At 72.3% G+C, this 19676-nt stretch carries 19 protein-coding genes; 15 read left to right on the top strand and 4 right to left on the bottom strand.

Annotated features, from left to right (window positions below; all coding sequences use genetic code 11):
• The first annotated feature begins 203 nt into the window (after positions 1 to 203).
• Genes ACYUD3_RS21705 through ACYUD3_RS21685 form a run of 5 tightly spaced genes read left to right on the top strand, consistent with a single transcriptional unit; the run spans position 204 to position 6457 of the window.
• Positions 204 to 2000, top strand: coding sequence for a peptide ABC transporter substrate-binding protein (locus tag ACYUD3_RS21705; RefSeq protein ID WP_470972311.1), 1797 nt, complete (start codon positions 204 to 206; stop codon positions 1998 to 2000).
• A 5-nt stretch (positions 2001 to 2005) separates the two neighbouring features.
• Positions 2006 to 2959 carry an ABC transporter permease gene (locus ACYUD3_RS21700; RefSeq protein ID WP_470972309.1) on the top strand — a complete coding sequence of 318 codons (954 nt, stop codon included), beginning with the start codon at positions 2006 to 2008 and terminating at the stop codon, positions 2957 to 2959.
• Positions 2956 to 3798 (top strand): ABC transporter permease, encoded by an 843-nt coding sequence (locus ACYUD3_RS21695; protein ID WP_470972307.1) that lies wholly within the window; start codon positions 2956 to 2958, stop codon positions 3796 to 3798. The genes ACYUD3_RS21700 and ACYUD3_RS21695 overlap by 4 nt, the downstream gene beginning before the upstream one ends.
• On the top strand, positions 3795 to 5516 hold the full coding sequence (locus ACYUD3_RS21690; protein ID WP_470972305.1) for a dipeptide ABC transporter ATP-binding protein: 1722 nt from the start codon (positions 3795 to 3797) through the stop codon (positions 5514 to 5516). The genes ACYUD3_RS21695 and ACYUD3_RS21690 overlap by 4 nt, the downstream gene beginning before the upstream one ends.
• A complete protein-coding gene (locus ACYUD3_RS21685; protein ID WP_470972303.1) occupies positions 5513 to 6457 on the top strand; it encodes an ROK family protein in 945 nt (314 codons plus the stop codon). Before ACYUD3_RS21690 ends, ACYUD3_RS21685 begins: the two co-directional genes overlap by 4 nt.
• 137 nt (positions 6458 to 6594) lie before the next feature.
• Here the strand turns inward: ACYUD3_RS21685 and ACYUD3_RS21680 are convergent, their stop codons facing one another.
• Together ACYUD3_RS21680 and ACYUD3_RS21675 are read right to left on the bottom strand one after the other, a co-directional pair.
• Positions 6595 to 7545: a DUF2690 domain-containing protein gene (locus ACYUD3_RS21680; RefSeq protein WP_470972301.1), complete on the bottom strand. Its 951-nt coding sequence runs from the start codon at positions 7543 to 7545 to the stop codon at positions 6595 to 6597.
• Complete coding sequence (locus tag ACYUD3_RS21675; protein ID WP_470972299.1) at positions 7542 to 8300, bottom strand: peptidoglycan-binding protein; 759 nt, start codon at positions 8298 to 8300, stop codon at positions 7542 to 7544. Before ACYUD3_RS21675 ends, ACYUD3_RS21680 begins: the two co-directional genes overlap by 4 nt.
• A 145-nt stretch (positions 8301 to 8445) precedes the next feature.
• Between ACYUD3_RS21675 and ACYUD3_RS21670 the strand changes: the two genes are divergently transcribed.
• The 4 genes from ACYUD3_RS21670 to ACYUD3_RS21655 all read left to right on the top strand — a co-directional run bounded on the left by ACYUD3_RS21670 (position 8446) and on the right by ACYUD3_RS21655 (position 11422).
• Positions 8446 to 9291, top strand: coding sequence for a class I SAM-dependent methyltransferase (locus ACYUD3_RS21670; protein ID WP_470972297.1), 846 nt, complete (start codon positions 8446 to 8448; stop codon positions 9289 to 9291).
• 116 nt (positions 9292 to 9407) lie between these two features.
• A complete protein-coding gene (locus ACYUD3_RS21665) occupies positions 9408 to 9938 on the top strand; it encodes a hypothetical protein (RefSeq protein ID WP_470972295.1) in 531 nt (176 codons plus the stop codon).
• Positions 9939 to 9981: 43 nt separating this feature from the next.
• Positions 9982 to 10734: a hypothetical protein gene (locus ACYUD3_RS21660; RefSeq protein ID WP_470972294.1), complete on the top strand. Its 753-nt coding sequence runs from the start codon at positions 9982 to 9984 to the stop codon at positions 10732 to 10734.
• Between the two features lie 55 nt (positions 10735 to 10789).
• On the top strand, positions 10790 to 11422 hold the full coding sequence (locus ACYUD3_RS21655) for a gamma carbonic anhydrase family protein (protein WP_470972292.1): 633 nt from the start codon (positions 10790 to 10792) through the stop codon (positions 11420 to 11422).
• Here ACYUD3_RS21655 and ACYUD3_RS21650 read toward each other — a convergent pair.
• Both ACYUD3_RS21650 and ACYUD3_RS21645 read right to left on the bottom strand, forming a co-directional pair.
• The gene (locus ACYUD3_RS21650; RefSeq protein WP_470972290.1) at positions 11419 to 12021 is read right to left on the bottom strand and encodes a hypothetical protein; all 603 of its coding nucleotides are present in this window, start codon (positions 12019 to 12021) and stop codon (positions 11419 to 11421) included. The genes ACYUD3_RS21655 and ACYUD3_RS21650 overlap by 4 nt on opposite strands.
• Before the next feature lie 106 nt (positions 12022 to 12127).
• Entirely contained in the window at positions 12128 to 13147 is a 1020-nt protein-coding gene (locus ACYUD3_RS21645; protein WP_470972288.1) for an AraC family transcriptional regulator, read from the bottom strand.
• 93 nt (positions 13148 to 13240) lie between these two features.
• Here ACYUD3_RS21645 and ACYUD3_RS21640 point away from each other — a divergent pair, with 93 nt between their 5' ends.
• From ACYUD3_RS21640 to ACYUD3_RS21615, 6 genes are all read left to right on the top strand, one after another.
• Positions 13241 to 14149: an MBL fold metallo-hydrolase gene (locus tag ACYUD3_RS21640; RefSeq protein WP_470972286.1), complete on the top strand. Its 909-nt coding sequence runs from the start codon at positions 13241 to 13243 to the stop codon at positions 14147 to 14149.
• 106 nt (positions 14150 to 14255) lie between these two features.
• Positions 14256 to 15242, top strand: coding sequence for a glycoside hydrolase family 43 protein (locus tag ACYUD3_RS21635; RefSeq protein WP_470972528.1), 987 nt, complete (start codon positions 14256 to 14258; stop codon positions 15240 to 15242).
• A gap of 212 nt (positions 15243 to 15454) precedes the next feature.
• Positions 15455 to 16120, top strand: coding sequence for a GTP cyclohydrolase II (locus ACYUD3_RS21630; protein WP_470972284.1), 666 nt, complete (start codon positions 15455 to 15457; stop codon positions 16118 to 16120).
• On the top strand, positions 16117 to 17802 hold the full coding sequence (locus ACYUD3_RS21625) for a WD40 repeat domain-containing protein (RefSeq protein WP_470972282.1): 1686 nt from the start codon (positions 16117 to 16119) through the stop codon (positions 17800 to 17802). Before ACYUD3_RS21630 ends, ACYUD3_RS21625 begins: the two co-directional genes overlap by 4 nt.
• Before the next feature lie 182 nt (positions 17803 to 17984).
• Positions 17985 to 18689, top strand: a complete 705-nt coding sequence (locus tag ACYUD3_RS21620; RefSeq protein ID WP_470972280.1) for an SAM-dependent methyltransferase — start codon at positions 17985 to 17987, stop codon at positions 18687 to 18689.
• Positions 18686 to 19669 (top strand): formylglycine-generating enzyme family protein, encoded by a 984-nt coding sequence (locus ACYUD3_RS21615; RefSeq protein WP_470972278.1) that lies wholly within the window; start codon positions 18686 to 18688, stop codon positions 19667 to 19669. The genes ACYUD3_RS21620 and ACYUD3_RS21615 overlap by 4 nt, the downstream gene beginning before the upstream one ends.
• Positions 19670 to 19676 lie beyond the last annotated feature (7 nt).

Genomic DNA, 19676 nt, shown 5'->3' with positions numbered 1-19676 from the left:
AACTTCCGGTTCGGCGGGCGCGGCGGTGGCGGAGGGTGTGTGAGGGGGAGCGTACGCCCAGGAATCGGCGGCTCCACTTTTTCCAGAACAGCAGAAACAGGCTTTTTACAGCGTTACTCCTGTTTCTCCGAACTATCCCGGCGTTCACTGGCCGAACCACACCCCACGCCCCCCTTCCTTCCTTCTTCTCCGAGGAGAGAGCCATGTCCCCTGCACGCACGACGCTGGTCGCCGGCGCGGTGGTCTCGGCGGGCACGCTGCTGCTCGCGGGCTGCTCCGGCTCGTCGGGCGGTTCGTCGTCCGGTTCCCGCACGTCGGTCGACTACGCGCTGCCGGCGAACTTCACGCCGAACTGGATCCTGCCGATCGGCACGGCCGCCCACCTGAACACCAACAACATCTCCATCGCGAACACGCTGTGGGAGCCGCTGGTCGCCTACGACGGCTCGACGGGGTCGATCTCCTGGAACAAGGCGGGCTCGGTCGCGACGGCCGCCGCCTTCGCCGCCGACCACAAGAGCGTGACGATCACGCTGGGCGACCGGCACTGGAGCGACGGCAAGCCGGTCACGTCCCGGGACGTGGAGTTCTGGTTCAACCTCATCAAGGCGAACAAGGCGCAGTGGGCGGGCTACAACCCGGGCAAGGCCCCGGACAACTGGACCTCCTTCAAGACGGTCGACGACCGGCACTTCACGATCGGTTTCGACAAGGCGTACAACGACCAGTGGATGCTGGCCAACGAGCTGAGCTCGATCACCCCGCTCCCCCAGCACGTGTGGGACAAGACCGCCGCCTCCGCGCAGGTCACGGACGCGGACCGGACGGCGGCCGGAGCCACCCAGGTGTGGACGTACCTCAACACCGCCGCGAAGGACATCTCCGGCTACGCCTCGGACCCGCTGTGGAAGACGATCAGCGGCCCGTACACCGTCAAGTCGTTCGCGACCTCCGGCAAGGTGGTGCTGAGCGCCAACGCCAAGTACGACGGCGGGGAGAAGCCCGGCATCCCGACGGTGAACCTGCTGCCGTTCACCACGGCGGACGCGGAGAAGAACGCGCTGCGCTCGGGGAGCGTGGACTACGGCTACATCGAGGCCACCGACCTGGACCAGAAGGCGCAGTTCACCGCGCAGGGCTACAAGGTCGAGCCGTGGTCGGGCTGGGCGATCACGTACATGCCGTACAACTTCAGCAACCCGGCGATGGGCGCGGTGTTCCGGCAGCTGTACGCCCGCCAGGCCGTGCAGCGCTCGATCGACCAGGACTCGCTGGCGAAGGTCATCTTCAACGGGACGGCGGTGCCCGGGTACGGTCCGGTGCCGCAGGCGCAGACCTCCGGTTTCGTGTCGGCGGTGCAGAAGGCCAACCCCTACCCCTTCTCCACGTCGGCCGCGCGGGCGCTGCTGACCGGGCACGGCTGGAGCGAGCAGGGCGGGGTGATGGTGTGCACCAGCCCGGGGACCGGGGCCGCGCAGTGCGGCGCGGGGGTCGCCGAGGGCACCAAGTTCGAGATGCAGGTGCTGTCGCAGTCCGGTTCGACCGTGACCGACAACATGATGAGCGCGATCCAGTCCTCGCTGGCGCGCACCGGCATCAAGTTCGCCATCAAGACGGCGCCCGTCAACTCGGTGCTGTCGCAGACCCCGCCGTGCACGTCGGGGCAGTCGATCTGCTCGTGGCAGCTGTCGTTCTTCGGTACGGCGGGCAGCTGGTACTTCAGCGCCTTCCCCACCGGTGACTCACTGTTCCAGAGCAAGGGCGGCTCCAACTTCGGCAGTTACTCCAACGCGGAGGCCGACCGGCTGATCAGCGCCTCCACCACGTCCGGTTCGGACGCGGCCGTCCAGGAGTACAGCGCGGCGCTCGCCAAGGACCTGCCGGTGATCTGGCTCCCGGAGCCCGACTACCAGATCTCCGTCATCAAGAACGGCCTGGGCGGCTTCTCCCAGGACTCCCTCGCCAACTTCCACCCCGCGCAGTGGAAGTGGACCAGCTGAGGCCCATGTCTCTCTACCTGATCAGACGCACGCTCCAGGCCCTGGTGGTCATCCTCCTCGTCACGGTCGTCGTGTTCTGCCTGCTGCACGCGCTGCCCGGGGGTCCCGCGCGCGGGATCCTCGGCCCGCAGGCGAGCCCGCAGCAGATCGCCGACTTCGACCGCGCCCAGGGCCTGGACCAGTCGCTGCCCGTGCAGTACCTGCACTACCTCAACTCCCTTGCGCACGGCGACCTCGGCACCTCGTACACCCTCAACGAGAGTGTCTCCCAGCTGATCGCCGAGCGGCTGCCGAAGACGCTCGTCCTGAGCGTGCTCTCGGCGGTCATCGGGCTGCTGCTCGCTATCCCGCTCGGCATGTGGCAGGCCGTGCGGCGCAACCGTCCCGTGGACTACGCGATCACCACGCTGAGCTTCGTCGCCTACTCCACCCCCGTCTACTTCCTCGGACTGATGCTGGTGCTGGTGTTCACGCAGTGGCTGCCGTGGTTCCCCTCGCAGGCCCCGCAGGGCGACAGCGTGGCCCAAGTCCTCGCCGCGCCCGGCGCGCTGGTCCTGCCGGTGCTCACCGGCACGACCACGATGGTCGCCGTCTTCAGCCGCTACATGCGGGCGGCGACCCTGGAGAACCTCTCCGAGGACTACGTCCGCACCGCGCGGGCGGGCGGCGCCTCGGAGCGGGCCATCCTGTGGCGGCACGTGCTGCGCAACTCGCTCACGCCGGTCGTCGCGATGCTCGGCTACTACGTACCCGTCCTCTTCGGCGGCGCGATCGTCGTCGAGCAGCTCTTCAACTTCCCCGGGATGGGGCTGCTGTTCTGGTCGGCAGCGCAGTCCTCCGACTATCCGGTGCTGCTCGGCTGCGTCCTCGTGATCTCGGTGGCGACGGTGATCGGCACCCTGCTCGCGGACGTCGTCCAGCGGCTCGTCGACCCCCGGGTGAAGGCGGGTGGCGCATGAGCGGCCTCCTCCTGGCCTCGCGCCGCTTCACCCGCAACCGGCTCGCGGTGGCCGGACTGGCAGTGGTGCTGCTGTTCCTGTTGTTCTGCTTCCTCGGCCCGCTGCTGTACGGCACGGACCAGACGCACACCCACCTCACCGAGGTCAACCGGTCACCCAGCTGGGCCCATTGGCTCGGCACCGACGCGGTCGGCCACGACGAGCTGGGGCGGCTGATGTACGGCGGCAAGGTGTCGCTGGTCGTCGGCCTCGCGGCCGGCCTGCTGGCGACGGTCATCGGGACGCTGTGGGGCGCGGTCGCCGGGTACGCGGGCGGCTGGGTGGACGCGGTGATGATGCGGATCGTCGACGCGGGGATCGCCGTCCCGGCGCTCTTCGTCCTGCTGGTGGTCTCCGCGATCACCAGCCCCGGTCAGCCGGGCCTGGTCGTCATCCTGGGGCTGGTCTCCTGGCTGGTGCCGTCGCGGCTGGTGCGCGCGGAGACGCTGACGCTGAAGAACCGCGACTACGTCCTGACCCTGCGGGCGACCGGCGGCACCCACGGCCGCGCGGTCGGCCGGCACATCCTGCCCAACGCGGTCTCGACGATCGTGGTCGCCGCGACCTTCCAGGTCGCCGACGCAATCCTCCTCGTCGCGTACGTGTCGTACCTGGGCCTCGGGGTGCAGCCCCCCGAGACCGACTGGGGCGGCATGCTCTCGGCCGGCCTCACGGCCGTCTACTCCGGCCGCTGGTGGCTCATCGTGCCGCCGGGCCTCGCCATCATCCTCGTCGTCTGCGCGTTCAACGCGATCGGCGACGGGCTGCGGGACGCGTTCGACGTGAGGGGACGGGCATGAGCGGCCACGTGCTGGACGTACGGGACCTCGGGGTCGCCTTCGCCACCGAGTCCGGTGAGGTGACCGCCGTACGCGGGGTGTCCCTGGACGTACGGCCCGGCGAGACGCTCGCCCTGGTCGGCGAGTCGGGCTCCGGTAAGTCCACCGTGGCGCTGGCCGCGCTGGGCCTGCTGCCCGGCACCGCCCGCGTCACCGGGCAGGTCTCGGTCGACGGCACGGAGGTCACCGGCGCCGGGGAGGCAGAGCTGGCGCGGCTGCGCGGGCGGCGGGCGTCCATGGTGTTCCAGGAGCCCGCGACCGCGCTGGACCCGCTCACCCGGGTCGGCGCGCAGATCGCCGAGGTGATCCGCAACCACCGTGCGCTGTCACGGGCCGAGGCCGCGAAGGAGGCGGTGCGGCTGCTGGGCGAGGTGGGGATACCGGAGCCGGAGCGGCGGGCCTCGGCCTATCCCTTCCAGCTCTCCGGCGGACAGCGCCAGCGCGTCGTCATCGCCATGGCGATCGCCAACTCGCCCGCCCTGCTGATCGCCGACGAGCCGACGACCGCGCTGGATGTCACGGTGCAGGCCGAGATCCTGGACCTGCTGCGGCGGCTCGCGACGGAGGCGGGGACGGGGGTGCTGCTGGTCACCCACAACATGGGGGTGGTCGCGGACTTCGCGGACCGGGTGGCGGTCATGTATCAGGGGGAGATCGTGGAGACCGGGTCGGTGGAGGAGGTGCTGCTGCGGCCTCGGCATGCTTATACGCGGGGGTTGTTGGGGGCGGTGCCCAGGTTGGCGGTGGCGGAGGCGGGTGTTGCTGAGGTGGGGGGTGAGCCTCCGTCTCAGGGTGAGCCAACTGGCGTACCCCCGGCCGGAGTCGAACCCGTCGTCTCCCTGCGCGACGTCTCCGTGCGCTTCGGCCGCGGCCGGCACACCGTCCGTGCTCTGGACGGCGTCTCCCTCGCGCTGCACGCGGGGCAGACGCTGGGGCTGGTCGGCGAGTCCGGTTCGGGGAAGTCGACGGCGGCTCGGGTCGCGCTCGGCCTGGTCGCCCCCTCGGCCGGGGAGGTCTCCCTCTTCGGCACCGACCTGCGCCGGGTGCGCGGCCGGGCCCGGCGGGCACTGCTGGCCGGGGTCGGGGTCGTCCTCCAGGACCCGGTGGCCTCGCTGGACGCCCGGATGAGCGTGGCGGAGTGCGTGGCCGAACCGCTGCGCGTGCACCGCCGGGGCATGCCGGCCGCCGCCCGCCGGGCCCGGGTCGCCGAGGTCCTCGACCTGGTCAGGCTCCCCGCCGAGGTGGCGGGCCGGGGCCCGCGCGAACTCTCCGGCGGCCAGCGCCAACGGGTCAGCCTGGCCCGCGCGCTGGTCCTGGAACCCCGGCTGCTGGTCGCCGACGAACCGACCAGCGCGCTCGACGTCAGCGTGCAGCGCACGGTCCTCGACGTCATCGCCGAGCTCCAGTCCGAACTCGGCTTCGCCTGCCTGTTCGTCTCCCACGACCTCGCCGTGGTCCAGCAGTTCGCCCAGCACGTCGTCGTCATGCGCGCGGGGCGGGTGGAGGAGGAGGGGGCCACATCTACGACGCTGCTGCGCCCGGCGACGGCTTATACCCGGCGGCTGGTCGCGGCGGTGCCGGTACCGGATCCGGTGGTGCAGGCCCGGCGGAGGGCGGAGCGGGCGGCGGCGGCAGCTTCGGCGGGGTCGGCGGCCGGGGTGTCTGAGGGGGGCGTATGAACAGCAGGCCCACCCCAACCGGCAGCCCCAGCTGGTACGCGGGCGTCGACATCGGCGGTACCACCACCCAAGTGATCCTGTGCACGGCGGACGGCCTGGACGTGGTGGCGGCCCGGGAACTCCCCACCCCGGCCGCCGAGGGCGGTACCGCGATGATCCGCGCGGCGACCGACACCCTGGCCGCGCTCCTCACCAAAACGGGCGGCACGCTGCACGGCGTCGGTGTCGGTGCCGCCGGAGTGGTGGACGCCCGCGCCGGCCGCGTCCTGGTCGCCAGCGACTCCTTCACCGGCTGGGCCGGTTTCGAGGTGACCGCGACGATGTCGGCCGCGCTCGGTGTACCCGTCTTCCTGGACAACGACGTCAACGCGTTCCTGCGCGGCGAGGTCGTCCGCGGAGCCGCCGTCGGCGAACCCCACGTCCTCGGGATGACCCTCGGCACCGGGGTGGGCGGGGCCCTGTGGCTGGACGGCGCCCTCTTCGACGGCCCGCACGGCGCGGCCGGCGAGATCGGGCACGTCCCCGGCTTCGGCGAGCTGCCCTGCACCTGCGGCGGCCGGGGCCACCTGGAGACCCTGGCCTCCGGCCGCTCGATCGGGGACCACTACGCGCGCCGCACGGGTCGCGGCCGTACGGCCCGCGAGGTGGCGCGGGCGGCGGCGCACGGCGACCAGGACGCGCTGGCCGTGTACAGCGCCGCAGGAACGGCGATCGCCCGCGCCCTGCTGATCGTCGCGGGCACGCTGGACGTGACCACGGCGGTCCTGGGCGGAGGGGTGAGCGGGGCGTGGTCCCTGCTCCACCCGGCGATCGGATCGGCCCTGGCCGCCGAACCCCCGGTGAGCGGCCGTCCGTTGCGGGTCCTGCGGGCCCGGCTGGGCTCGCACGCGGTGGCGGTGGGGGCGGCGGCGCGGGCGCGGAGGGAGTTGGGCGGGGGGTAGGCGGAGCCCGGTCAGCGGACGCGCACCGTCACCACCTTGGAGGTGTGCAGGCTGACCGGGTGCTGGTCGTGCTTGCTCGTCAAGCCGTACAGCACGGCACGGAACCGCAGGTCGCCCCGTACCGACGTCCGCGTCTGTCACGGCTGGGCCACCCCGTAACAGGCGGCCGGTGCACGCGCGGGCGGTGTCACGCACGCCTCCATGGCACGCCCGTTGCCGAGCACGGCCGCGAGTCCGGTGTAGACGAACGGGTCGGTGGCACCGGGATGCGCGACGGTGACCCGTTCCGTCGGCCCGCCCGGGACGGTGAACGCCAGCGTGCTGCCCACCGGGGCGTCCCACACCCGCGCCCAAGCGGCCCTGCACAGGGGGTTGTACCTGATCTCCAGCCCGATCCCGCCGCGCGTACGCACATGAAGCAGCGTCTTCGGCTCGACCCCGCACAGGACGGGCCCCGGGTCCTTCCCGTCACAGGCGGCGCCTGTGCAGCCGACGCGGAATCCGGCGGAGGCGCTGGCGTCAGCATCGGGGGAGAGCACGCGGTCCGCGCCGACGAGACAGCCGGCCAGCGCGGAGAGGGCGACGGCGGCGCCGACGAGAAGCCGCCGTTCGCGGAACCGGCGGATGGGGGGCGGCTCGGCGGTCGAGGGCTCCGTGGTGGGCGGCGCGCCGGTCGAGAGCTGGGCGGTGGCCGACTCGCCGGTCAAGGGCTGGGCGTGCGCGGACCCGGCGTGCACAGACCCGGCGTGCGCGGACCCGGCGTGCACAGACCCGGCGTGCGCGGACCCGGCGTTCAACCCCCCGGACCCCCCGCCCGAAGACCGCGCCCGCGTCACCGTCCGCCCCCTCCCCGCCGCCTCCGCCAGCTCCCACAGCGCCCGTACCCCCGGCTCCGCCTCATCCGCGAGCCGGCACAGCGCGCTCACCGCCGGCCAGGGCGGTACGGACCGCCCGGCCAGCCAGCGCTGCCAGGACGACCTGCTGTACGCCGTCCGCGCCGCCAGCTCCGACAGCGTCAGCCGGCGGCGCTCGCGCAGCGCCCGCAGCCGGGCCGCCAGCCGCTCGCACTCCGGCGGTGTCCCCGTCATCCGCGCAGCACCGCCCAGGTACGCGGGCCCACTTGGCCGTCGACGTCGAGACGGAACTTCTTCTGCGCGGCGATGACCGCGGCCTCGGTGAGCGGCCCGAAGTTCCCGTCCACACCGCCCGGCGAGATCCCCGCCCGCCGCAGCAGACACTGCAACTCGGCGACCTCGGGCCCCGACATGTCGACTTCGAGCAGATCGCTCCGGGTGTCACTGTTCCCGGCGGTCCACACCCCGCCCTTGCGGGCATAGGTGCAGGCGTAGGCAACCGAACGGGCCACCGCGACCGGCCGGGCGGAGTCCCCCGGCACCTCACCACCGACGGCCACCATCACCCCCACGGCGACCGCCGCACCCGCGACGGCGGACCCGGCGGCCGTGAGCCACAGCCTCAGCCGCGCACCGCCCCGCCGGACAGGCTCCTCCGCACCGCCGCCGGTCGGCGGCCCCGCATCAGAAACGTCACCGCCCGCATCCGTACGATCCCCCACCCGCCGCCACACCTCCGCCGCCATCTCCCGCAGCACCGTCAGCCGTGCCGCGTCCGCACCCGTGACCTCCGCCAGCGCCTCCACCGCCGCGGCCGGCGCCAGCAGCCGGCCGCTCAGATAGCGCTCCCACGAGGACGCGCTGTACCCGGTCCGCGCGGCGAGCCTCGGCAGGCTCAGCCCGCTGCGGTCCTTCAGCCGCCGCAGCTGCCCGACGAACTCCACCACGACGGGGTCCAGTTCCCCCGGCAGCTCTTTCCACCGCGCCATACCCCGCCCCCTCCCGGGACATTCCCCATGGTCCGGGCGACGAGCGTAGCCGGAACGGGGGACATGGGCGCGCACGGGGCCAGGCCCGCGAGGCATTTCCCGACTGCCCCTGACAGTTCACCCCTTAGCCGAATAATCTTCCGAAGTGCCCGAATCCCCACCCTCCACCGAAGCCGTCTCCCCCTTCTTCGAGGACATGGACGTGATCCGGACCCTCTTCGGCGCGAACCTCCACCTCGGCCACTGGGACGACACACAGACCGACACCTCCTTGTCCGAGGCCCAGGACCGCCTCACCGACCTGGTCGCCGCCCGCTGCGGCATCCGCCGGGGCGAGCGGCTGCTGGACGTGGGATGCGGCACGGGCGGCCCCGCCCGCCGTATCGCGCGGACCACCGGCGCGGCCGTGACCGGCGTCACGATCAGCGAGAGGCACGCCGCGACGGCATTCGCCGCCGATCCGGGCGGCACGGCGTACTGCGTCGCCGACGCCGCCCAACTCCCTTTCGCCGACGCGTCCTTCGACGCGGCGATCGCCGTCGAGTCGATCCTGCACATGCCGGACAGGCCCCGCGCGCTGCGGGAGATCCACCGTGTGCTGCGGCCCGGCGCCCGGCTGGCCGTGGCGGACGCGGTCATGAACCCGCGGGGGACGCCGCCCGCCGAGTCCGCGGCGGCCCTGGCCGGCGGCCCGCGGGACCTCCCCACCCGGGCGGACTACCGCCGGCTCGCCGGCGCCGCGGGCTTCCTCCGCGTCGAGGACAGCGACCTCACCCCGCGGACCGGACCGTCCTACGCCCATTTCCTCCGGCGCCTGAGCACCCACCGCGCCGAACTGACCGCGGCCTGCGGCAAGGAGGCGGTGGCGGTAATGGAAGCGACCTTCACCCTGCACGCCACGGCGACCGCGACCGGCCGCAGGGGCTTTCTCTTGCTCACCGCACAGAAAGCGGATTATCACATGAATATCCGTCAATATCGAGTCAAATAATTACAGAGCAGAGAATTGGAGATTATCCGGTACTCAACACGGACACCCTTCCCAGCGGGACGACTTGTGATGATCCGGGAAGGTCCTGGTGTTTTCGTGAGTCACGAGGGAGATCCATGAAGCAGAGGAAGACTCTGGTGTCCTTGGCGGCGCTCGCGGGGCTGGCCCTGCTCGCCGTGCCGGTGAGCGCCCAGGCCGCGCCCGCCGACGGGACACGGGAGCCGGTGGCCGCACCTCACTCCGTGGGCCATCACATCACCCACGTCGGCGGGGCCGTCTCGGCGCACAAGGCCGCGACCGCCCATCACAAGAGGGACGTCATCACCTGTACCCCGCAGGTGCAGCGCCCGCACCACTCCACCCATGTGCGCGGCACGGTCAATGTGGTCGTGACGATGAAATGCACCAAGCCGGTCGCCGAGATCGCCCTGCGCGCGGCCTTGTACCGCAACGGGCGGCTCGTCAAGGATTCCGGGGTGAAGAAAGTCCACCACGTCGCGTCCGCGCAGAACAACGCCGCCGTCCGCTGCACCACGGGCGGAACCTATCGGGGGTGGATGTCCTACGTGGTGAAATTCCCCGCCGGTTACACCCCGCCGAGCAAGTCCGGCTCCGGATTCGGCACCGCCGTGAACATCACCTGCTGACAGCCCGCCAAAGATGACGGCGGCACCGGGAAAGGAAGTCTCCATGAGCGAGCCGGCGATCCGTATCCTCCGGGACCGGGTGGCGGAACTCGATTCCTTCCCGGTGCCCGTCGGCGATCCCCCGCTGGAGCACGCCGTCGCGGTGCTGAGTTTCTGCACCGACACGGAGATGGCCGCCGCGTCCGGCGGCGCGGCCGTGCTGGACCCCGACGACGCCGACGGCGTGACGCGCGGCTGCCGGCTGCTCCAGGAGGTCGCGCGGCGGGAGGAGGCCATCGTCGAGGGGCCGCTGGACAGGGACCGGCAGCGGTGGATCGGCACGTCGTCCGCGCTGGACCGGTCGCGTTTCACGGAGCCGGCGGAAACCCGTCCGCCCACCGTGAAGCCTTTCCGCCACGGCCTGTTCACGTCGACGGCCACGCGGGACGGCGACAGCATGTGGCAGATGTTCCTCCGCCCCTATCACGGGTCCGATCTCTATCCGCTGCCGTGGCACGTGTGGCAGGTCGAACCGGAACCGGAGGCCCCGGTCCTCGACATCACCTCGGCGCGCGACTGGACCGAATTCGTGGCGCGACACCCCCTCGCACACGACGAACTCGTCTACCCGGACTGGGAGAAGGCCGCCCAGGAATTCAGCGCCGTCCACCTGACCCTGCGGGCGGTCGTCGCGACACAGGGTTTCCAGTTCGACACCGGCCAGGGGCTGACCGCGGCGGCGTACTGGGACGTCGAGACGACACTGTGGCTGAAGTGGCGGTTCTCGTCGGTGACGCGCCTGGACGTCATCCAGTAGACGTGACGTCGGAAATCCGCCAGCCGAAAACCGCCCGCCCGCACAGAATCCGCCCATGGACACGAACACGCGGGGAATCCGCGTCAGACACCGCGGCGCGCTCCCCCAGGTCCACCCCACCGCGTATGTCGCGCCGACGGCCACGCTCGTCGGCGACGTACGCGTCGGGCCGCGGGCCCGGGTGATGTACGGGGCCGTGCTCGACGCCGAGGGCTCCCGGATCGAGGTCGGTGCGGCGGCGGTGATCTGCGAGAACGCGGTGCTGCGCGGCTCGGCGGTCGCCGGTGACCAGCCTGTGCTGCTCGGCGGCCACGCCTTCGTGGGCCCGCACGCCACCCTGCTGGGCTGTGCGGCCGGCCGGTGCGCGTACGTCGCGACGTCGGCGACCGTGCTCCAGACCGCGCGGCTCGGCGCCGGCGCGGTCGTCGCCGTCGGCGCGCTCGTCCACGCGGGTACGGAGCTGCCCGACGAGTTCTTCGTGCCCCCGCACACCCTGGCCGTCGGCGCCCCGCCCCGGCTCCTCGCACCCGGCGACCCCGAGGTGCCGCAGACTCTCGCGCAACTGGGTTTCGCGCAGGTCGCGTTCGGTGTCGACGCGGACTGGGGCGACCGGATCAGCCGGTACGAGCGGATCGCGGAGGTCCGGGTCCAGGAGTTCGGCGAGCACGCGAACGACGGCGCCGGCTAAGGGCAGCTCTCCCCGAACTTCACCGCGCCGAGGGTGACGGACTGCCCGGTCAGGCTCGCCCCGGCCGCCGGTTTCTGGGTGCACACCTGCCAGTTGGACGCGACGAGCACCACCCGGTGGGCGCTCGTCGCGTCCTTGACGACGACCACCTTGCCGAGCCCCAGCGCCTCCCGCGCGACCTTGACGCTCTTGCCGCGGAAGTCGGGCATCACCCCGCCGGCCTTCGAGGGCGCGGTCCCGTCGTGGGCCGGGCAGGTCTCCGACGTCTTCACCGCGCCGAAGTCCAGTCGGGTGTTGGTGGCCGTGACGGTCCCGGCCGCGACGTTCTGGAAGCAGACCTTCCAGTTCCGGTCGATGAGCTGCGCGCGGTCGCGGCCGAGCGCGTCATGGCTCTTGAGGCTGCGGAACCCGGCCTTCTGCGCGGTGTCCTGAGCGGCCTGGAGCCCCATGCCGACGAAGCTGGGCACGGCCTTCTGACCGGCCGTACTCGTCGGGCTCGCGGCGCTGCCGCCGCTGCCGGCCGTGGTGCTCTTGCAGGCGGTGGCCATGGCCAGGACGGCGAGGGCGGCGGCGGTGCGGGCAAGGGTGGTGCGGTTCATCGGTTCCCCCTCGGCGGTGCGGCGTCGAGGGGAGCGTACGACCGCCGGGCGGCGTATGGGCCCGTATGACCGGCCTTTGACCGGATCGACCGCTCCTGGGATCCCGCTACCGCTCCGCCGCCAGCACCCGGTAGCGCCCCGGCGTCGTCCCGAACTCCCTTTGGAAGGCGTGCGAGAGCGCGTACGGGCTGCCGTACCCGACCCGGTCCGCGATCGCGGCGAGGGTGTCGGAGGTGTCCCGGAGCCGGACGGCCGCGAGGATCAGCCGCCACCACGTGAGGTAGGCCATCGGGGGACGGCCGACGAGGGCGGTGAAGCGGCGGGCCAGGGTGGGGCGGGAGACGCCCGACTCGGCGGCGAGGCGGTCGTTGGTCCAGGGCGCGGCCGGGTCCGCGTGCAGGGCGCGCAGGGCGGCGGCGGTCACCGGGTCGCCGAGGGCGCGGGGCCAGGCGCCGGTGGGGACCTCGGCCATCGAGGCGCGGATCATGTAGACGAGGAGCAGGTCGAGCAGGCTGGGCAGCGCGACCGCGGCACCGGGCCGCCGCTCGTCCAGCTCACCGGCCAACAGCTCGACCGCGGCCCGCAGTTCGGGGTGTCCGCCGGCCCGGCCGGGCAGGTGCACGACCTCGGGCAGCTCGCTCAGGAGCGGGTGGATACGGCTACAGTCGAGCCAGTATTTGCCGCAGAGCATCTCCACGCCATGCGGCCCGCCCTGAGCCTGCGGCTCCTCATGCCGCCCGCCCGAAGCCTGCGGCCCCTCGCGCCTCCCGCCCTGAGCCGACGGCCCCTCATGCCACCGCTCCCCCGGAGCCGGCACCCCCTCACCCGTGACCCTCTCCTCCCACTCCTCGAACGGCACCGCCCGCCGCGCCGCGACCCCCGCGTCCAGCGGCGAGTCGGCGATCACATGCCCGCTCCCGTGCGCCAGCAGCACCGTGTCCCCCGCCCCGAGCGCCACCGGCTCGCCCCCGTCAGGCAGCAGCCAGCAGCTCCCCTCCAGCACCACGTGGAAGCCGACGCCCTCGTACGCGTCCAGCCGCATGCACCACCGCCCGCTCCCGCGCACCCGGCGGGTCGCGGGGTGTCCGAGGCGGACGGCCGAAATCGCGTCGCTCACTACGTCCATCCGCCCAGGCTAGCCCCGGGATGAGACGTATACGTATCTCCCTGAGCCGAATACGCATTGAGCAGCTCACCCCGGCTCCCTAAAGTCGAAGGCATGACGCACATCGAGCACATGATGCTGGGCGACGTCGAGGTGATCCGGGTCGTCGAATGGCACCGCCCCTTCATCCCGGCCGCCGGCCTGTTCCCGGACGTCCCCGCCGGGGCGTGGCGGGACAACGCGGACTGGCTGGCCCCGGACCACTGGGAGCCGGGGACCGGGCACGCGGTGCTGACGCTTCAGACGTGGGTGCTGCGCAGCGCGGGGCGGACGGTCCTGGTCGACACCGGGGTGGGCGACGACCGCGAGCGCCCCGGAATGCCGCCGTTCCACCGCCGCCGCAGCGGCCTCCTCACCCTGCTGGCGGAGGCGGGCGTGCGCCCCGAGGACGTCGACGTCGTCGTCAACACCCATCTCCACGTCGACCACGTCGGCTGGAACACGACCGCCGTGAACGGTGACTGGGCCCCGACGTTCCCCCGCGCCCAGTACCTGATCCCGGCCGCCGACGACGCCCACTACGGACCGGCGGGCGGCTACGGCCGCCACGAGGACGACCGGCTGATCTACGAGGACAGCGTGGCGCCCGTCCACCGGGCCGGGCTGTCCGTCCTCTGGGACGGCCGGCACCGTATCGACGAGCACCTCACCCTCGAATCCGCCCCCGGCCACACCCCCGGCTCCGCCGTCCTGCGGCTGGCCTCCGGCACCGACCGGGCGGTCTTCGCCGGCGACCTCCTGCACAGCCCGGTGCAGATCCTGCACCCCTGCTGCAACAGCAGCGCCTGCCTGGCGCCCGGGGAGGCGGCGGCCAGCCGGCGCCGGCTCCTCGCGCGGGCGGCGGAGGAAGGGGAACTGCTGATTCCGGCGCACTTCGGGGGGACCGGGATCGTGGAAGTCCGGCGGGAGAAGGGGGAGTTCAGGCTGGGCGCGTGGGCCGGCGGGACACCCCGGTCAGGGTGAGCGCACACCCAGCCGAGGCCCGCCCCGACTCCCCCGCAGGGGTGGACAATCAGCCACTCCCCCCACGTATCCTCCGCCCGTGACCGACCTCCTGCGCCTCCCCGACATGCCGTTGCACGACCCCTTCGTCGTGGCCGACCCCAAGACCCGCACCTATCACCTCTACACGGCGAACGAGCCGGAGCTGACGGGCGTCGACGGGGTCGGGACCATGGTGTACCGCAGCGCGGACCTGCTGGACTGGGAGCCGCCGGCCGTCGTGTTCGAGGCGGCGAAGCAGGACGGGATCTGGGCGACCGAGGGCGGCTGGGCGCCGGAGGTGCATGAATGGGCGGGCCGGTATTACCTGTTCACCACGCTGCACGACGAGAACCGGCCGCTGCCGGTGCCCGAGCCGAACGAATGGGGCGTGCCCTTCCGCACGGCGACCCATATGCGCGGTACGGTCACGGCCGTCTCCGACTCGCTGCTCGGCCCCTTCACCGTACTGAACCCCGAGGGCCCCACCCCGCCCCCGCACCTCATGACGCTCGACGGCACCCTCTATGTCGACCCTTCCGGTCAGCCCTGGATGGTGTACGCCCATGAATGGCTCCAGACCATCGACGGCACCATGGAGGCGGTCCGCCTCTCCCCCGACCTGTCCCGCACCCTCGGTTCCCCCGTCTTCCTCTTCAAGGCCTCCGACGCTTTCTGGCTGAACGAACAGCTCCCCGCCGGGGTTCCCCACCAGCTCCCCCCGTACATCACCGACGGCCCCCAGCTCGTACGCGCCCCCGGCGGCGCGCTGCTGATGCTGTGGTCGACGTACGAGAAGAACGTCGCGGCCCCCGACTCCACGCTGACCGGCGGCTATGTGCAGACCTACGCCGTCTCCGCGTCGGGCGACCTGACGGGCCCCTGGCGCCAGCGCCGCCCCCTGGTCCGCGAGGACAGCGGGCACGGCATGCTCTTCCACACCTTCGAGGGCCGGCTGACGATGATCGTGCACCGGCCTTTCACGGGCGCGCGCGGCAAGCTGTACGACATGGAGATCGAGGGCGACGAACTCCGCGTCCTGCGCCGGCGGGCGGACCTCGACGGCGGCGGCTGACCCCGTCCCTCCTCTCCGAACCACTAGGAAATTTCCCAAGGGCGCCCACGGCAACTCGCCGCGGGCGCCCTTTTCCTGTGCTTTACCTGTCGGACTGTCATTTCGGTACCGCACGCGAAACGCTTCGGAGGGTGTCTCGGTATATCCGTACTGTGCGCGGCCCATGACGGTGTGATTACGTGATCACGCCGTTATGAACGGAGGGACGACCAATGTTGAGCACGTCCAACGGCCAAACGCCGCGACCGAGTACCACAACCCCCACTCCTGAAACCACGATCCGCACCCGGGTCGAAGTCCCGGTCCTCAGGAGCGACGGTTCCTGGCGGACCGCCGAGATGATCAGCTTCACCGGGCTCGCCGACGGCCGGGAACACATCGCCGTGGTGTTCCCGTCCGAGGGCCGCGCACCCCTCGTCCGCGTGCATTCGGAATGCCTCACGGGTGATGTGTTCGGCTCCGCCCGCTGCGACTGCGGGCCGCAACTCTCCGAAGGCGTGGACCAGTTCGCCGAGAAAGGAGGAATCCTGCTGTATCTCAGGCAGGAAGGCCGCGGCATCGGGCTGTACAACAAACTCGACGCCTACCGGCTCCAGGACCAGGGCCTGGACACATTCGCCGCGAACCGGGAACTGAACTTCTCGGACGACCTGCGGGACTACGGGGTCGCCGCGCAGATGCTGAACGCCCTCGGCGTCGCGCGGATCCGGCTGCGCACCAACAATCCCGACAAGGTCAAGCAGCTGGAGGAATACGGCATCGTCGTGGAGGAGGTCATCCCGACCGGGATCCACCTCAACGAACGCAACGAGCGCTATCTGCGGGTCAAGGCCGAATGGGGCGGTCACACCATCGAGTTCCGGGGAGATTCCATATGATCCAGCACCGCGGGCCCATCAGCGGGATCGCCGCCTGGCGGGACGAGTACGTGGCCACGGCCGGCTACGACAACCAGGTCATCTGCTGGGACCAGCGCACCGGCCGGGCGGTGTCCCGCTCGTTCCACGACCACCTGGCCAACCAGTGCCAGTTCGCGCCGGACGGCAAACATCTGCTGTCGTCGTCGAGCGACTACACCGCCCGGCTGTGGACCGTACCGGACCTCCGGCTGGTCGCGGTCCTCGGGGACCAGCAGGACGACGTGGAGATGTCGGTGTTCCACCCCACGAAGGAGCTGGTGGCGACCGCCTCGCGCGATCACCGGGTGCGGGTGTACGACTTCACCGGCAGGTTGCTGCACCGTTTCGAGGGGCACACCGCCGACGTCATCTCCGTCGAATGGGCGCGCGGCGCCGACGAGTTGATCTCCTCCAGCGACGACGGCACCATCAAGCGCTGGTCGCTGGCGACCGGCGGGATGACCGACGACCTCGACATGGACGGCATCGAGACCGACACCATCGCGATCTCCTCCTCCGGCACCATCTTCGCCGGGAACGACGAGGGGCGGATCATCGTCGTCTCGGACGGGGAGTCGGCCACCGTCCCCGCGCACGACGCCGGCATCAAGCGCCTGGTCCTCGACGACGCGCGCGATCTGCTGGTGAGCCTGTCCTACGACCGCACGATGCGGCTGTGGGACGTGTCCTCCGGCGTCCCCGAGGCCCGCGACACGGCGGCGCTGCCGGACGACGTGTGGCCCCGCTCCTGCGCCTTCGCGGGCGGCACCCGCCTGGTGTTCGCCACGTTCGGCGCCACCTACCGGGGCTACGACTACCAGGCGCGGACCTGGGACACGTCCGTCGTACCGGTCACCGGGGGCGTCAACGCGGTGCTGCCGGTGCGCGGCGGCTCGGTGCTCACCGTCGGGGACGCGGGCGTCGTACGGCACGACGGGGAGCCGGTCGCCGAGACGGGCAGTCTGTGCAACTTCCTGACGCCGCTGGGGGGTCTGGTGCTCTCCGGCGGGCAGCTGGGGAAGGTGTTCGACGCGCTGACCGGGCGGGAGCTGTACCAGCACCGCTCGCCGCTGAACTGCGGTGTCGCCTTCGAACGGGACGGCGAGAGTTATGCCGTGATCGGGGCGTACACGGGTGAGGGGCTGCTGCTGCGGCTGGCCGGGAGCACCGTCGAGCACGTGCGGGACCTGGAGCTGAACGTCAACGCGGTCAAGGACGTCGCGGTCTCCGGCGACTTCCTGTTCTCGGTGGCCGCGGACGCCTCCGCGACCTGGTACCGGCTGTCGACCCTGGAGAAGGTCGCCACCGTCGAGGACGCCCACGACAAGATCGCCAACGGCTGTACGGGGCTGGGCGAGGGCTGGTTCGCCAGCATCAGCCGGGACCTGAAGCTGCGGATCTGGAACCCCGACCGGGTCGCCGAGGTCGTCGCCACCCCGCACACGCACTCCGTCAAGTGCGTCACCGCCGACACCGACGGCCGCCTGATCGCGGCCGGCAGCTACGACGGCCACGTCGCCGTCTACGACCGCGCCGAGGCCCGCTGGACCACCGTGGAGCGCCCCACCACCTCGGGCATCTCCTCCCTCGCCTACGACGCGGACAACAAGCTCTTCCTCGCCGGTTCCTACGACGGGCAGGTCCACCCGGTCGCCGGCTAGCGGCACCCGCGGGACCGGGGCCGTGCCGCACCCCGCCGCGCCTCTTCTCCTGAAACCCCCACCGCAGGCACCCCGTACCGCGCCGGAGCCGCAGGCCCGCTCCGCCGCCCTCGTGTGCACGGCCCCCTCCCGCTCCCCCGGCCACCCCGTGCCCCCACCCACACGACAGGACGTCACCACCCATGCCCAGCCACCAGATAGCCGACCGGTACACCCTCTCCCCCACGTCCGCCCCCGCGCTCGACGCGCCCGCGTACGCCGAGCTGCTGCGCACCGACTTCCAGGACCACTACACGGGCGGCCGTGACGTGTGGACCGCCGAACAGGCCATGCGGGAGGCCCCCCGCCTGCTGCTGGAGGCCCTCGGCGAGCGTGCCGAGCCCGCGCACGTCCTCGACGTGGGCGCCGGGCGCGGCCTGGACGCCGTGCTGCTGGCCGCCGCGGGCTGCCGGGTCACCGGCATCGACCTCGTGGCGTCCCCCGAGTGGCCCGCCGTGACCGCCCGCACCGACGGCCGCGCCCGCTTCGACACCTGCTCCCTGGCCGACCTCGCCGGGCAGGCCGTGTACGACGCCGTCCTCGACAACGGCTGCCTGCACCACCAGCACCCCGACGACTACAGCCCCTACCTGGACCGGATCCGTGCACTCCTGCGCCCCGGCGGCCTGTTCACGGTCGCCGTGTTCGCGTCGGCGGACGGTCCGGGCCGGCTGTACGCCAACGACGCGCGGCGCCTGTACCGGGAGTTCACCGAGGAGGAGCTGACCGGCCTGGTCATGGCGCACGGCTTCGAGCTGGCCGAGGCCCGCTCGGTCCCCCGGGGCACGGCCGGCCTGCACTACCTGGTGGGCACCTACCGGGCCGCCCCGTCCGGCGCGGCCCGATGAGCGGGCCGCGGGTGACGGCCAACCCCAACACCCTCTCCGACCGGGCGGCGATGGGCCTGCCCGACTCCTTCGTGTCCCGCAGCGCCCCCTGGCCGCTGCGCGACCACCGCGACCTGCTGTCCCTGCCGGCCGAGACGCTGGCCGCCGTCGCCGAGGACCCGGCGCTGTCCTTCGCCCGCCGGTACGCGGCCGGCACCGTCCTCGGCCTGGTCGGCGACCCGCGTGTCCGCCCCGAGGACCCGCCGATGGCGGACGTCCCCGCCGCCCGCGTCCACCTGGGCCTGGCCCCGGGCGACGTGCACCGGGTCACCGCCCGCTGGCGGCACGCCGGGGTGATCGAGGAGTGGATCGCCAAGGAGTGCCCGGCGTACGAGGTGCGGCTGCCCGCGTTCCGCATCGCGCTGCACCCGGTCACCAACACCGAGTACCGGCGCTTCCTGGAGGACACCGGGTACACCGGGCTGCCGACGTCCTGGCGGTTCGGCGTGCCGCCCGACGGGCTCGGCAACCATCCCGTGTGGACGGTGTCGCCTGAGGCCGCCGACGCGTACGCGGCCTGGCTCGCCCGCCGCACGGGCCGCGCCTTCCGGCTGCCGGCCGAGGCGGAGTGGGAGTACGCCGCCGCCGGGCCCGAGGGCCTGGAGTTCCCGTGGGGCGAGGTGTTCGAGCCGGGCCGCGCCAACACCGTCGAGTCCGGGCCGCTGGCCACCACCCCGATCGGCGTGCACCCGGCCGGCCGCTCGCCGTTCGGGGTGCACGACATGGCGGGCAACGTCGAGGAGTACACGGCCGACGACTACCGCCCCTACCCCGGCGGCAGCGCCGTCGCCGACGACCTCGCCGTCGCCCGGGGCGCGTACCGGGTCGCGCGCGGCGGCAGCTTCACCCGCTTCGGCGACCTCGCCCGCACCCGGCGCCGGCACGGCTGGTACCTGCGGGACATCTACGCCATGGGCTTCCGGCTCGCGGAGACGCCGTGACGGGCCG

It is taken from the genome of Streptomyces sp. AMJ-169, from assembly GCF_055597585.1.
This window is presented reverse-complemented; position numbering and strand designations above follow the sequence as displayed.

Bases quoted from the DNA above. Each gene is read 5' to 3' on its own strand.
- ACYUD3_RS21615 (WP_470972278.1), top strand. From the start codon at position 18,686: ATGAGCGGGCCGCGGGTGACGGCCAACCCCAACACCCTCTCCGACCGG.
- ACYUD3_RS21665 (WP_470972295.1), top strand. From the start codon at position 9,408: ATGAAGCAGAGGAAGACTCTGGTGTCCTTGGCGGCGCTCGCGGGGCTG.
- ACYUD3_RS21655 (WP_470972292.1), top strand. From the start codon at position 10,790: ATGGACACGAACACGCGGGGAATCCGCGTCAGACACCGCGGCGCGCTC.
- ACYUD3_RS21620 (WP_470972280.1), top strand. From the start codon at position 17,985: ATGCCCAGCCACCAGATAGCCGACCGGTACACCCTCTCCCCCACGTCC.
- ACYUD3_RS21685 (WP_470972303.1), top strand. From the start codon at position 5,513: ATGAACAGCAGGCCCACCCCAACCGGCAGCCCCAGCTGGTACGCGGGC.
- ACYUD3_RS21705 (WP_470972311.1), top strand. From the start codon at position 204: ATGTCCCCTGCACGCACGACGCTGGTCGCCGGCGCGGTGGTCTCGGCG.
- ACYUD3_RS21675 (WP_470972299.1), bottom strand. From the start codon at position 8,300: ATGGCGCGGTGGAAAGAGCTGCCGGGGGAACTGGACCCCGTCGTGGTG.
- ACYUD3_RS21680 (WP_470972301.1), bottom strand. From the start codon at position 7,545: ATGACGGGGACACCGCCGGAGTGCGAGCGGCTGGCGGCCCGGCTGCGG.
- ACYUD3_RS21700 (WP_470972309.1), top strand. From the start codon at position 2,006: ATGTCTCTCTACCTGATCAGACGCACGCTCCAGGCCCTGGTGGTCATC.
- ACYUD3_RS21690 (WP_470972305.1), top strand. From the start codon at position 3,795: ATGAGCGGCCACGTGCTGGACGTACGGGACCTCGGGGTCGCCTTCGCC.
- ACYUD3_RS21660 (WP_470972294.1), top strand. From the start codon at position 9,982: ATGAGCGAGCCGGCGATCCGTATCCTCCGGGACCGGGTGGCGGAACTC.
- ACYUD3_RS21650 (WP_470972290.1), bottom strand. From the start codon at position 12,021: ATGAACCGCACCACCCTTGCCCGCACCGCCGCCGCCCTCGCCGTCCTG.
- ACYUD3_RS21635 (WP_470972528.1), top strand. From the start codon at position 14,256: ATGCCGTTGCACGACCCCTTCGTCGTGGCCGACCCCAAGACCCGCACC.
- ACYUD3_RS21625 (WP_470972282.1), top strand. From the start codon at position 16,117: ATGATCCAGCACCGCGGGCCCATCAGCGGGATCGCCGCCTGGCGGGAC.
- ACYUD3_RS21640 (WP_470972286.1), top strand. From the start codon at position 13,241: ATGACGCACATCGAGCACATGATGCTGGGCGACGTCGAGGTGATCCGG.
- ACYUD3_RS21645 (WP_470972288.1), bottom strand. From the start codon at position 13,147: ATGGACGTAGTGAGCGACGCGATTTCGGCCGTCCGCCTCGGACACCCC.
- ACYUD3_RS21630 (WP_470972284.1), top strand. From the start codon at position 15,455: ATGTTGAGCACGTCCAACGGCCAAACGCCGCGACCGAGTACCACAACC.
- ACYUD3_RS21695 (WP_470972307.1), top strand. From the start codon at position 2,956: ATGAGCGGCCTCCTCCTGGCCTCGCGCCGCTTCACCCGCAACCGGCTC.